General features: G+C 64.2%; 7 protein-coding genes and 1 pseudogene. 4 read left to right on the top strand and 4 right to left on the bottom strand.

From position 1 onward, the window contains the following. Positions 1-24: 24 nt before the first annotated feature. From CIC07_RS21985 to CIC07_RS21970, 4 genes are all read left to right on the top strand, one after another. On the top strand, positions 25-5,076 hold the full coding sequence (locus CIC07_RS21985; RefSeq protein WP_076357960.1) for a non-ribosomal peptide synthetase: 5,052 nt from the start codon (positions 25-27) through the stop codon (positions 5,074-5,076). Between the two features lie 109 nt (positions 5,077-5,185). Continuing rightward, on the top strand, positions 5,186-6,055 hold the full coding sequence (locus tag CIC07_RS21980) for a carbon-nitrogen hydrolase family protein (protein WP_076357961.1): 870 nt from the start codon (positions 5,186-5,188) through the stop codon (positions 6,053-6,055). Then, entirely contained in the window at positions 6,042-6,857 is an 816-nt protein-coding gene (locus tag CIC07_RS21975) for a thioesterase II family protein (RefSeq protein WP_076357962.1), read from the top strand. The genes CIC07_RS21980 and CIC07_RS21975 overlap by 14 nt, the downstream gene beginning before the upstream one ends. Further along, positions 6,854-8,119 carry an MFS transporter gene (locus CIC07_RS21970; protein ID WP_076357963.1) on the top strand — a complete coding sequence of 422 codons (1,266 nt, stop codon included), beginning with the start codon at positions 6,854-6,856 and terminating at the stop codon, positions 8,117-8,119. The genes CIC07_RS21975 and CIC07_RS21970 overlap by 4 nt, the downstream gene beginning before the upstream one ends. 75 nt (positions 8,120-8,194) lie before the next feature. Here the strand turns inward: CIC07_RS21970 and dctA are convergent, their stop codons facing one another. The 4 genes and pseudogenes from dctA to CIC07_RS21950 form a co-directional block, all read right to left on the bottom strand. Continuing rightward, a complete protein-coding gene (dctA, locus tag CIC07_RS21965) occupies positions 8,195-9,493 on the bottom strand; it encodes a C4-dicarboxylate transporter DctA (protein ID WP_094248257.1) in 1,299 nt (432 codons plus the stop codon). Between the two features lie 56 nt (positions 9,494-9,549). Continuing rightward, the gene (locus tag CIC07_RS21960) at positions 9,550-10,995 is read right to left on the bottom strand and encodes an NAD-dependent malic enzyme (protein WP_076357965.1); all 1,446 of its coding nucleotides are present in this window, start codon (positions 10,993-10,995) and stop codon (positions 9,550-9,552) included. Between the two features lie 208 nt (positions 10,996-11,203). Beyond that, positions 11,204-11,905: a response regulator gene (locus CIC07_RS21955; RefSeq protein ID WP_076357966.1), complete on the bottom strand. Its 702-nt coding sequence runs from the start codon at positions 11,903-11,905 to the stop codon at positions 11,204-11,206. Beyond that, a pseudogene (locus CIC07_RS21950) lies at positions 11,892-13,514 on the bottom strand (ATP-binding protein). Before CIC07_RS21950 ends, CIC07_RS21955 begins: the two are co-directional and overlap by 14 nt. Between the last annotated feature and the right edge of the window lie 110 nt (positions 13,515-13,624).

Genomic DNA, 13,624 nt, shown 5'->3' with positions numbered 1-13,624 from the left:
GATCAAAACGGGAATGGGGCTCTGATGATGAAAACGAAACGAACGACCGGCCAGAAAAAAATGCTGGCCGCCGCCATGCCTCGCTCGGCGGAATTTTGGACCCGGGAGCTGGCCGAGGCTATCCCGAGCGTCTACCCGGCTGACTTCCACGGCTCGGGACAGCCGTCCGGGGAGCGCTTCAGCGCTTCGGGCGTCCTGCCTTCGGAGCTGCTGGACAGAGCGGCCGAAGCATGCGGCGCCGCCGGGGAAGAGCGCGGCGAAATGCTGGCTTCCGCCGTCATTGCTTTGGTGTATTCGGCCTACAACGGCGTGGCCGAAGACCTCCTGCTCCATTATTCGCCGGATGGGGAGCGGGCAAGCCTCCCGCTGCGGGTGAGGGCCTCGAACGGAATGACGTTCGGGGACTTGTTCCGGCTGGTCCGTGAAGCCGGAGAGAGGATGGAGGAGCATGGCCGCTATCCCGTCGACCTGCTGATGCCGTCCGCTTCCATCGAGGTATGCGCCGGCGGACAGCGGCTGTCCGAGCCGGCTGCGCCTCTGGCCATCGCATTCGCGGCAGCCGGAGAAGGGGAAGCGGATGTTCTGCTGACAGTCTCGGGCGACGCTTCCCGTTATTTGGAGGGCACGGTTCGCAGCCTGCCGGTCAGGCTGCTTCTGCTGCTGGAAGGGGCTGCGCTCGCCCCGGAGCAGAGCCTGCTCGGGCTGGAGCTGTCCACCTCTTGGGACCGCTCCGTCAGCGAGAGCATGAATGCCACGGCGCAGCCGTATTCGGATGACGCCGCGCTGACGGATCTGTTCCGGCTGTCCTTCGAGGCGCGGAGAGATCGTCCCGCCATCCTCGGCCCGGACGGAGTCCTGACCTATGCGGAGACGGAGCGCCTCTCGGGGCAAGCCGCCGCCCTCGTCCTGGAAGCGGCGGAGAGCTCGGATGAGATTGTCGCCATCCTGGCCGACCGGTCGCCGGAATTCCTCGTCGGCGTTCTCGGCATTCTGCGGGCCGGACGCGCCTATCTCCCGCTGGACCCCAAGGCTCCGGAGGAAAGGAACAGCCGCATCCTGAACCAGAGCGGAGCCCGGCTCGTCCTCTGCTCCGCGAAGTACGCCGGCCTCGTTCCGGATGGCCTGAGCGTCCTTCCTCTAGATCGCCTGCCGGCGTCCGTCGCGGCGGTTTCAGGCGGACCGGCGGCGACTCCACGGTCGCTGGCCTACGTCATTTTCACCTCCGGCTCGACCGGCATGCCCAAGGGGGTCGGCGTGAGCCACGGCAGCGCCGTCAACCGCATCGAATGGATGCAGAAAGCATATCCGCTCGGCCCGGACGACGTCATTCTCCACAAGACGCCCGCGACCTTCGACGTCTCGGTGTGGGAGCTGTTCTGGTGGCTGCTCGCCGGCTGCTCTGTGGCGCTCCTGGCCCCGAACGAGGAGGCCAATCCCGAGGCGATTCTGGAGGCGATCGAGCGCAGCTCGGCGACGGCCCTGCACTTCGTCCCCTCCATGCTGAACGCGTTCCTGGATTACGCCGAGAGCACGGGAAGCTTGCCGAGGCTGAAGTCGCTGCGCCGCGTCTTCTGCAGCGGGGAGGCGCTCAGCCCTCACCATGTAGGCAAATTCCATGCCCTCCTGGGCGGACAGGCCGAGCTGATCAACCTCTACGGGCCGACGGAGGCTACGGTCGACGTCAGCTACCATCTCACGCAGCCGGGAGACCATCCGGTGCCGATCGGCCGGCCGATCGACAACCTCCGGCTGTACGTCGTGGACGGGCTGGGCAGGCAGCGGCCCGTCGGCATGGTCGGCGAGCTGTGCATCGCCGGCGTCGGCGTAGCGGAGGGTTACATCCGCGATCCCGAGCGGACGGCGGAGCGGTTCGTGGCGATGCCGTCGCTCGGCGAGGAGCGCGTCTACATGACGGGCGACCTGGCGCGGCTGAGGGCGGACGGCTCCATCGATTATCTGGGCCGCAACGACCGGCAGGTCAAGGTGCGGGGCTTCCGCATCGAGCTGGGAGAAATCGAGGCGGCGCTGACGAGCCTGCCCGGGGTGAGCGATGCTCTCGTCCTCGGACATGTCGAGGGAGACGGCCTGCTGCATCTGTACGGATTCGTCCTGCCGGCCAGCCGTTCCGTCACGGCGCGGGAGCTGAGCGGGAGTCTCGCGGCCCTCTTGCCCAAGTACATGATTCCTGAAGGAATCATCGTCGTGGATGCCATCCCGCTCACGCCCAACGGCAAAGCCGACCGGGCCGCGCTGCTCGCCCTGCGCGGGCGGCAGGACGAGCCGAGCCCCGACCGCATTCCTCCGGCCACCGAGGAAGAGCTGCGGATGGCGGGCATCTGGGAAAGCGTGCTTGGCGTTCAAGGCATCGGCGTGAAGGACAACTTCTTCGCTCTTGGCGGCAACTCCATCAACTTCGTCACCGTGCTGGCGCTGGCCAACGAGCAAGGGCGGAAGATCACCTTCCAGCAGCTGTTCAAAAACCCGACGATCCGCGGGCTGCTGGAAAGCACAGGCGAAGGGGGAGACGGCGAGGAACCGGAGCGGGAGGTCGGACAATTCGACCTCGTGTCGGCGGAGGACCGCAGCCGCATGCCGGCGGGCATCGAGGACGCCTATCCGATGTCGATGCTGCAGGCGGGACTCGTGTACCAGAGCATCGTCATGCAGGGGGACAACAACTACCACGACATCGTCTCGTACCTGATTTCCGGCAAGCTCGACGTTCCGGTCTTCCGCGAGGCGGTCCGCCGCCTTGTGGCGGAGCAGCCCATTTTCCGCACCAGCTACAATCTGCGGGACTTCTCCCGCTATCTGCAGCTCGTCCACGAGAACCCGGAACGGCTGCCGCTGAACGTCTACGACCTGAGCGGCCTCCGCACGCGGGAGGAGCAGGAGCGCTGGTACGAGGACTGGTTCTGGAAGGAGCAGCACCGCTCGTTTCAGTGGGAGTCTCCGGGACTCGTCCAGCTGCATATCCATATCCTGAGCGACGATCTGTACCGCTACAGCATCAGCCAGCATAATTCCGCCCTGGACGGCTGGAGCATGAACAAGGTCCACGCCTATCTGTTCCAGACGTACTTCGACCTGAAGAACGGCGTGAGCAGGCGCAGCGTGCGGATCAGCGGCAACGACCATAACCGCTACTTCATCTACCTGGAGCAGCGGGCGATCCAGTCCGAGGCTCACCGCAACTTCTGGCGGGAGCAGCTGGACGGGGCTCCGAGCGGCCTCATTCCGCGGGCGAGGCCGTCCCGGCCCGGCCGGGGCAACGAGGTCGTCTTCCACGACGTGAAGCTGCCCGAGGGGCTGTCCGGCAAGCTCGTGCGGCTGGCCGCGGAGCTCATGGTGCCGGTCAAGGACATCCTGCTGGCCTCCCATATCAAGTTCCAGTCCTTGCTGACGCGGACCAGCGACGTGTTCACGGGCTACGAGATCGGCGGCCGTCCGGAACGGCTGGGAGCGGAGGATGCGCTGGGCGTGTTCCTGAACACGATGCCGTTCCGGGTCGTGCTGGACGAGGGCGGCAGCTGGCGCGGGCTCATCCGCTCCGTGTACGACGCGGAGGCCGCGGCGCTCCCTTACCGGCGCTATCCGATGGCCCAGGTGAAGCAGGATCAAGGAAACCGCAGCATCCTGTTCGAGACGGTGTTCAATTTCACCCATTTCTACTCCCTGAAGGACATCCGGGATCTGCCGGGCTTCAATCTGATCGACGTGCGGGCGGCCGCCATCACGGAATTCCCGCTGCGCATCGAATATTCGCGCCATTTCTACACCGACGAGGTGGAGCTCAGCCTGCACTACCACACGGCGGAATACGACGTGGAAGACATGGCCGTGTTCGGAGAGGTGTTCATCGACATCCTCCAGAGCATGGTCGACCGCACGGAGGAGGCCCATGCCGAGACGGCAGCCGGCCTTCGGCTCGCCCGCTTCGACAGGCTGCCGAGCGGACAAGCCGAGGAAAGCGGACTGGCCCAGGCCGCGCCGGCCGAGGCCGCATTCCGGACGGACGAGTCCGGACAGGAGGAGGGCAAGCCGGAATACCTGGCCGCTGTCGGCAGGGTCAAGGAGATCTGGTCCGCCGTCCTTGGCCGTCCGCAGGAGGAGCTGGATGCGGACGACGACTTCTTCCTGATCGGGGGCAGCTCCCTGTCCGCGATGAAGGTATCCCTCTTGCTGGACAAGCGGGTGCCGCTCAAAACCATCATGCAGAAGTCGATCCTGCGCGAGCTGGCTCTCGAGATCATCGACGCGGGCGGCAGTGAGGAGGCGCCGGCGCAGCTGCTGCAATGCCTCAGCAGATCGTCCGAGGCGGCAAGGAGCGTCGTTTTCTTCCCGTACGCGGGCGGCAACGCGCTGAACTTCCTGCCCGCCGCCAAGGCGGTCGAGGCCATGGACGCGGACATCGCCGTGTATGCCCTGGAGCTGCCCGGGCATGATCCGCATTCCGGCAGCGGCCCGCTGACGGACTTCCATGCGCTTGCCCGCAAGGCTGCGGACGAGATCGGCTCGAGGCTCGGCCGCACGGAGCTGATTCTCTGGGGACACTGCGTCGGCACGGCTCTCGCTCTGGAGGTCACCCGGCTGCTGGAGGAGCGCTCGCTGCCTCCGAAGAGGCTGGTTCTGGCGGCGAAGACGATCGGCCTGCCCCATGACATCCTGGAGACGATCGGCAATGCCGAGCGGCTGGAATTCGCCGATATCGCCGGCCTTCATGCGGAGTGGAGCGGGACGGACGAGCTGTCTACTCTCGGCGAGGACTACGAGCGCCATCTGGTCCGGTCGTTCGCCCATGATTCCATCGAGTCGAACCGTTATCTGCTGTCCCTCTGGGACAGGGAGGGCGAGGTTTGTCTCCGCACGCCGGCCGTCGCCGCATTCGCCCAGGACGATCCCGCCACGGCGGGCTTCGAGGCCAGCTGGAGCCGCTGGAGCCGCTGGGTGCCCGGCCTCGAGCTGAAGACATTCGGCGGAGGCGGCCATTATTTCTGCCGGACGCTGCCGTCCGACGTCGCCGCGTTCATCCGGGCGGAGGCGGACAGCTTCTCCCGCCCGCTGGCTCCCCGCTGAAGCTGCCGCCCGCCGGATTCCCGCCTGCCCGCATCTATGCGGGAGGCCGGAAATCCGGGAAGTCCATCATAGGCCTGAGCAAGAACATGACCGAGGAGGAACAGCTACGATGACGAGTCTCAAGGAAAGCTCTTATCCGCTTCAACCGCTCCGCATCGCCGTCGCCCAAGCCGCGGCGGCATCCGGGGACATCCCGGAGAACGTACGGCGGGCAACCGCCATGATCGGCGAAGCCGCCCGCGGAGGCGCGCGGCTGGCGGTCTTTCCGGAAAAATATTTGACCGGCTACGTTCCGGAAATCATCGTTACCGACCCCGAGCTCTACGCTCTCTCTCCCGGGGACGAGCGGCTGGAGCCGATCCGGCAAGCCTGCCGGGAGCACGGGATCGCCGCCATCGTCGGGGCGCCGACCCGGGAAGGCGATGATCTGTACATCTCTTCAATCGTGATCGATTCATCCGGAGCCGATCTCCATGTTTCCCATAAGGCCCATCTGTTCCACAGCGAGAAAGGAGTCTTCAAGAGCGGCGGCAAGCGGACCCTGCTGAAGATCGGGGACTGGACCATCGGCCTCGGCATCTGCTACGACGCCGGATTCCCGGAGCATTCCCGCCTCCTGGCGCAGGCCGGCTGCCACGTCTATCTCGTCAGCTCGCTGTTCAGCAAGGGCATGGGCTATCAGGAATCCCGGGTGTGGTTCCCGGCCAGAGCGCTGGACAACACCGTCTTCGCGGTCATGGCCAACCACGCCGGGAAGACCGGCGTCTGGGACGCCTGCGGAGGCAGCGCCGTCTGGGACCCGTACGGGCGCCTGATCGCCGAAGCTTCGGAGTCGGAGCCCGAGGTCATCTTCGCGGAGCTGGACCCCGGCCTGCTGCGGGAGGCCCGGGCGTCGGAGCAGATGCTTGCCGATTCGGCGGATCTTGCGCAGCCGGAGGCTATCGTCGCGGTACGGGCGGGCGGGAATGAACGGGCCTGAACGGCGCCGCTGGCTGCGCCGGTTCGACGAGCCGGAGCACGCCCGGAGCCGCATCATCGTGCTGCCACATGCAGGCGGCTCCGCCAGCTATTACCGGGAGCTGAGCCGGGAGCTGCGCGGAGCGGGCCTGGAATGCCTCGCGATCCAATATCCCGGCCGGCAGGACCGCTTCGGGGAAGAGATGGCTTCGACCATCGAAGCCTACGGGGATCGGATCGCCGAAGCTCTCTCCGGATGCGACGACAAGCCGGCGCTGCTGCTGGGCCACAGCATGGGGGCGCTGATCGCCTACGACATGCTGCAGAGGCACGGCTCCAGGCTCGGCTTCATCGAAGGCTTCGTCGCTTCGGCGCATCCTCCGCCCCGCTCCAGCTCCTCGTATGAGTCCATGAACGAAGAGCGGGTGAGGGACTATCTCCGGCGGCTTGGGGGCTTGGATGAAAAGCTGCTCGACGATCCGGCCGTCATGGAGATCGTCCTGCCCGCGATGAAGAACGATCTCGAGGCGGTGCGGGCCTATCGCCGGACCGCCCCGGCCAAGCTGGACATGCCGATTACGGCCGTCGTCGGCATGCAGGATCCTCATGTCCAGGCCGAAGCCGCGGCGGGCTGGGAGGGGTGGACCCGGGACTCCTTCGAGCTGGTCAGGCTGCCGGGAGGCCATTTCTATTTTGCCGACGCTCCCGAGGAGCTGTGCGCCGTGCTGCTTCGGGCGGCGAGGCGCAGGAAGCCGGCCGCAGCCGCCGGTCAGCCGCCGGGAACCGTGCGTGAGTATATAACGCGAAGGGGATTGGAGCTATGAACGAAGCATCCGCCGCAGGACGCTGGGAGATTTTCCGGTTCCGGCCGTACCTGCTCTATTTCATCGGACATACGATCTCCATGCTGGGTACCGGAATGCAGTTCATCGCGACCAGCTGGCTCGCCATGCAGCTGACCGGCAATCCGGCGTCGGTGGCGTACGTCCTTATTTTCACCTCGCTGCCGGGCGTCGTCCTCTCCCCCCTCATCGGGGTGTTCGTGGACCGCTTCGACCGCAAATGGATCGCTGTGCTCATGGATATCTTCCGGGCAGCCGCCTTGCTTGCCATCCCGCTGCTGTGGTGGCAGGGCATGCTGGAGCCGTGGCATCTGTATCTGGTCACGTTCCTCGTCGCGCTGGGAGATGAAATCTACACCCCGGCCGCCATGTCGCTGATCCGGGAGGTCATTCCGCCGCAGAAGCTGCTGTACGCCAACTCCACCAACGCCATCGCCATGCAGTCGGGCGTGCTTCTCGGAGCGGGCGTCGGCGGACTTCTCGTCGGCCTGTCGTCGGCCGTGTCCGTCATGGGCATCAATGCGGCGAGCTTCCTCGTGTCGGCGGTCTGCATCCTGCTCATCCGCAAGGGCGTCGTCCGTCCGACGAGAGCCGAACAGGCCTCCAGCGGCGGCTTCCGGAGCTATTGGGAAGACATGAAGGAGGGGTGGACCCATATCCGCGGGCGCCATACGATCCTCATTTTTTACGCCATGATCTTTTTCATCCGCATGTCGCTGTACACGATCAACGTCCTGCTCGGTCCTTTTGCCAAGGATACGCTGATGGTGGGGGCGGCCGGATTCGGCTACATCGACGCGAGCTTCGCCCTCGGAGCGGTCACGGGCAACCTGATCCTGCCTCCGATCGCCCGCGCGCTGGGCAACCGGCTGGTCATGACCGGAGGGATGGCCGGCATCGCGCTGGCGATCTTCCTGTTCGGCTTCAGCGGCGGCCTCGGCGTCGCGATGCTTCTTTATTTCCTGATCGGCGCCTTCTTCCAGGTAGGCATCCTGTTCATCACCCGGGCGCAGGAGGAGACCGAGCTGGCTTACCAGGGACGGGTCCACTCCACCTTCAATACGGTCTTCTCCGTTCTCTCGCTGGGCATCTATCTGATCATGGCTCAGCTGATGAACGAGCTTTCCTTCCGTTACCTGTTCGCCATCCAGGGCTTGATCGTGGCCGTGGCCGCCTTCATCGCCTTCTATGCGCTGTACGCGCGGCCAAGGTCCAAGCCGGCTGTGCAGAATCTGTCCAATTAAGCGTGCAGAAAACCGCAGCCCTCGGGGCTGCGGTTTTTTCGCGCAAGGGACTTCGCCCGGCTGCTGGAGCCGGCTTCAGGCAGAGGCGGCGCGGCTGGACGAAGGGTCGAGCTCAGGACCGGCTTCCTTCAGAGGCTGGAACTGGTTTTCGCTCTTGGCGATGACGACGGTAGCGACGGAGTTGCCGATCAGATTCGTGATGGCGCGCGCCTCCGACATGAAGCGGTCGACGCCGATCAGCAGCGCGATGCCTTCAAGCGGAATCGGCGTGCCGGGCAGGGCGGCCAAGGTGGCTGCGAGCGTAATGAAGCCGGAGCCGGTGACGCCGGCCGCTCCCTTGGAGGTGAGCATGAGCACGCCGAGGAAGGTCGCGATCTGGAGCAGAGTCAGCTCGATGCCGTAAGCCTGCGCGATGAAGAGCGCCGCCATCGAGAGGTAGATGCTGGTGCCGTCCAGATTGAAGGAATAACCGGTCGGGACGACGAGACCGACGACGGGCTTGGAGCAGCCGTAGGACTCCATCTTGTTCATGAGGCGCGGCAGGGCGGACTCCGAGGAGGAGGTGCCGAGCACGAGCAGGATCTCGTCCTTGATGTGGCGGATCAGGCCGAAGATGCTGAACTTGTAGTAGCGGGCGATCAGGCCGAGCACGACAACGATGAACAGGAACATCGTCATGTATGTCGCGAGCATCATTTTGCCCAGCGAGAGGAGGGAGCCGAGGCCGAACTTGCCGATCGTATAGGCCATCGCTCCGCCCGCGGCGTACGGAGAGAACTTCATGATGATGCCGACGATCTTGAAGAAGATTTCGTTCAGCTTCTCGAAAAATTCCGTAACCGGATGGCCCTTGTCGCCGAGCATGGACAGCGCGAGGCCGAACAGGACGGAGAAGAAGAGCACCGGCAGCATCTGGCCGCTCGCCATCGCGGCGATCGCGTTGTCGGGAATGATGCCGAGCAGGAAGTCCTTGAAGCCATGCGAGGTTTCGGATGCCTGCTGCGCATAGCCGGCGACCGCGTCGGCCTTGCTGCCGACGCCGGAGGTGTCGGCAGCAAGGCCGACGCGGTCGCCGGGACGGATCAGGTAGGCGATGGCGATGCCGATCGCCATGGCGAAGGTCGTCACGAGCTCGAAGTAGAGCAGCGCCTTGCCGCCGATGCGGCCGATCTTTTTCATGCTGCCCATGCCTGCGAAGCCGATGACGATCGTGAAAAACACGATCGGTGTGATGACCATCTTGATCAGCTTGATGAAGATGTCGGCGAGCACCTTGAGCGAAGCGCCGAAGCTCGGGAAGAAATACCCAATGGCGATGCCGATCACGATAGCGGTCAGCACCTGGACGGTCAGGTTTCTGAAGTTGATTTTCATCGGAATCCCTCTTTCTGGTCGGGTCGGTTGTTAGGATCGGATTCGGATTGTTTCCTTCAAATAGGCGTTGGAGCCGAGGCTTTCGGCTTGGAGGGGGTCTCCTTGCGGGCGACGCCGGAGGCGTATGCGGCTTCGATGACCGCCTCGCGCACCTTCTCCACGACCTGGTGGTTGAACACGCTCGGAATGATATACTGCTCGTTCAGCTCCTCGTCCGTCACGACAGAAGCGATCGCCTTGGCGGCGGCCAGCTTCATCTCCTCCGTCACGCGGGAGGCGCGGCAGTCGAGGATGCCGCGGAAGATGCCCGGGAAGCAGAGCACGTTGTTGATCTGGTTCGGATAGTCGGAGCGGCCCGTCGCCATGACGCGGACATAAGGCTCGGCCTCCTCCGGCAAAATTTCCGGGGTTGGGTTCGCCATCGCGAATACGATCGGGTCGGGGGCCATTTTCTGCAAGTCGTCGGTCTTCAGCACGCCGGGACCGGACACGCCGATGAAGATATCCGCGTCCGCGATGACGTCGGAGAGGCTGCCCTCGAGCCGGTAAGGGTTCGAGTTGTCGGCATACCATTGCCAGTATTCGTTGGCGTAGCTCTTGCCGGGGACAAGGGCGCCCTCGCGGTCCACGCCGATGATGTTGCCGACTCCGGCGGCCATCAGCATCTTGGAGCAGGCGGTGCCTGCGGCGCCTATGCCGCATACGACGACTTTGCACGATTCCAGCGTCTTGCCGATGAGTTTGACGGCGTTGAGCAGTCCGGCCAGCAGCACGACGGCCGTGCCGTGCTGGTCGTCATGGAAGACGGGAATATCGAGCTCCTCGGCGAGGCGCCGTTCGATCTCGAAGCAGCGCGGAGCGGAGATGTCCTCCAGATTGATGCCGCCGAAGGTCGGAGAGAGAGCCTTGACGATCGCGATGATCTCTTCGGTATCCTGGGTTTTCAGGCAGATCGGGAAAGCATCCACCCCGGCGAACTGCTTGAACAGGACGGCCTTGCCTTCCATGACCGGCATCGCGGCTTCCGGCCCGATGTTGCCGAGGCCGAGCACGGCGGAGCCGTCGGAGACGACCGCGATCGTGTTGCGCTTGATCGTCAGCGTATGGGCGCGGGACGGCTTCTCATGGATGGCCATGCATACTCTCGCGACTCCGGGCGTGTAGACGCGGGACAGATCGTCGCGGTTTTTGATCGGCGTTTTGGGCGTCGTCTCGATCTTGCCTCCGATATGGAGCAGGAACGTCTGGTCGGACACCTGCAGCACGCGGACGCCGGGAAGCTGGCCGACTGCGGATGCGATCCGGTCGGCATGGCTCTGGTCGTACACGTTGACGGTGAGGTCGCGCACGGTGGAGGCGGAATCCGAGCGCGTGACGTCGATCGCGACGATATCGCCGCCCGTATCCCCGATGACCGTAGCGATCTGGGCGAACGAAGCGGTGGCCCGGCTGAGCTCCAGCCGGAGAATGATCGGTGTTGAAGCGCCTGTAGGTATGGACATGGGACTGCACATCCTTTGCATCTGAAGATTCATGTCATTGGTTCTGCTCTTCATGATATCGCTTTCAATTGAAAGCGCTAGCATACGGTCATAATGGTTGTTTTGGTCTTTATGGTCATGAAGGGATAAGGTGCCCGGCGAAGGCGACACCTCCCGGACGGAATGCAAAAAAAACCGCAGCCGGCGCTTGCTGCGGTTCGTATGACGATCAGGTTTTGTTCAGAGAATAAAGGTTGACCGGCCGGCCGAGGCCGTATTGAAGCTGCAGAGTGACCTGGCCGCTCTTGGCCAGATGCTCCAAATACCGTCTGGCGGTCACCCGGGCGATGCCGACGTTTTCGGCGACGCTCTCGGCCGACACAGCTTCCGGCTGCAGCCCCAGATAGCGGAGAATCTGTGCCAGCGTAGCCGCTTGCAGCCCTTTGGGAAGGCTGCCTCCGCTCCCGGAAGGAGGGGCGGCTGATGCCGAAAGGCCCGCGCCGTGCAGGAACCGGTCCAGCTCGCCTTGATCCAGCTCCCCGCCGTCGGCGAGCTGCTCGCTGCGCTGGCGCCAGCGCAGGAGGGCTTCCCGCACGCGCTCCGCCTTGAACGGCTTCATGATGTAATCGTCCGCTCCGCCCTGCACCATGGAGCGGATCGTGTCCCGGTCGTTGGCGGCGCTGATGACGATGACTCCGGCTGCATGGCCTTCGCTGCGCAGCTGGCGCAGCGTCTGGATGCCGTCAAGTCCAGGCATGTAAATGTCGAGAATGACCAGATCCGGATTCATGCGCCGGATCAGCTCCATGCCTTCCCGTCCGCCGGAAGCGGTGCCGACGACGCGGAAGCCTTCCGCCGATTCCACGAATTGCCGGTTCACCTCGCGGACCATGGGATCGTCTTCGATCAGGATGACCTCAACCGTCTTCATTTTCGCCTTTTCCTTTCTCCGGCTGTCTCTCCTCCGTCATCGGGAAGAACAGCGTGATGGATGTGCCTGCTCCGGGCGCGGATTCGACCTGGATCGTTCCGCCGCCCTTCTCGGCGATGCCTGCGATCAGATGCATGCCGATGCCCCGGCCGTCGCCGGGCTTGGTGCTGAAGCCTCGCTCGAACATGCGGCGGCGGACATGCTCGTCCATGCCGCAGCCGTTGTCCTCGACGAGCAGCGAGAGCTGCTAGTCGTCCTGCTCCAGGCTGACGAGCACGCGTCTGGGTTCAGGAGCGGCCGCCAGCGAATCGAAGGCATTTTCGATCAGATTGCCGAGCAGGACGACGAAGTCATGATGGTCGAGATGCTCCGGGAAATGCTGCAGCCGGCTGTGGGGATCGATCTGCACGTCGATGCCGAGCTCCTGGCCGCGGCTGATCTTGCCGAGCAGCAAGCCTGTCAGGCTGTCATGGAAAAACCGGGTGCCGAGGAACCGGTTCAGCTCCTCCCGCTCTCCCGACATGCGGAACAGGTAGTCGAGCGCCTGCTCGCCCTGTCCGAGCTGGATCAGTCCCCCGATCGTATGCAGGCGGTTCATATACTCATGGTTTTGGACCCGCACCGTGTCTACGAATGCTTTTACCCCGGCCAGCTCTTCCGCCATCCTGGCGACTTCGGTCCGATCCTGGAAAATGGCTACTGCTCCGACGGTATGCCCCTGTACGCGGATCGGAACGCGGTTGCTGACAATATGCTGGCCGCCGATGAAGATTTCCTGCTGGTAGACCGGAGCATCCAGCTCCAGAATTTCCGGCAGCCGTGTATCGGGGAGGACCTCGCGGATGGGCCGTCCGACCACTTCGCCGCCGATATGGAAAATCTGCCGGGCCCGTTCGTTGAAGACGGCGATCCGCTCATCGTTGTGGATGGCGATGACGCCCTCATGCATCGCGTGGAACGTCGCGTCACGCTCCACCAGCAGCCGCGCGATCTCCAGCGGTTCCATGTCGAACATATCTTTTTTGATTTGTCTCGCCAGCGCCCATGAGCCGGCTAGTCCGACCAGCATCGACAGCAGCAGAATGGTGGAGATCTGCCCGGCGAAGGGCAGGATGACCTCGCGTGGCGAGGGGAGGACGCGCCCTACGAGAACGGTGCCGATCTGCATATGCGAGCTGTCCATGACCGGGACGAAGGCGCGCAGCGCGGTGCCGAGCTCTCCCTTCGCTTTGGATACATAGCTGTGCTCGGCGAATGCCGGCCCTTCATCGGTTCCCCGGGAGTAGGTGCCGACCCGATTCGGCACTGGATGCGCCAGCCGCTTATGCCGCATGTCCATGACCACCACATAGGTGGCGTCATGGATGATGCCGATTTTCTCGGCCGCTTCCCGCAGCTCGGGCTGCCGGGCTTCATCCTCCAGCCCTGCGACGATCTCCGGAAGGCTGGCCGCCGTCCTGGCGGTGACGAGCAGCCGCCTTCCGAGCTCCTCCTCCTGCAGGTGGAGGATGCTGCCGACCGCGACGCCGCCGCCGGCAATGAGCGCGAACAGGACGATGCCGAAGGAGAGCAGCGCGATTTTCCAGTTGATTTTAAGCTGCTTGAGCATGTTCGGGCCTGTCTCCTTGCAGGTTGGAATAGGGCTGGGCCGCTTTCCCATCATCATACACCAGAGCATGCGGCATGCAAACCTGCGGGCATAGCGGGCCTGGGCTTCTA

Origin of the sequence: Paenibacillus sp. RUD330 (genome assembly GCF_002243345.2) — a bacterium.
In the GTDB taxonomy this organism is placed as follows: Bacteria; Bacillota; Bacilli; order Paenibacillales; family Paenibacillaceae; genus Paenibacillus_O.
Note: the sequence above shows the minus strand (reverse complement) of the source record. Positions and strands in the feature narration are given on the sequence as shown.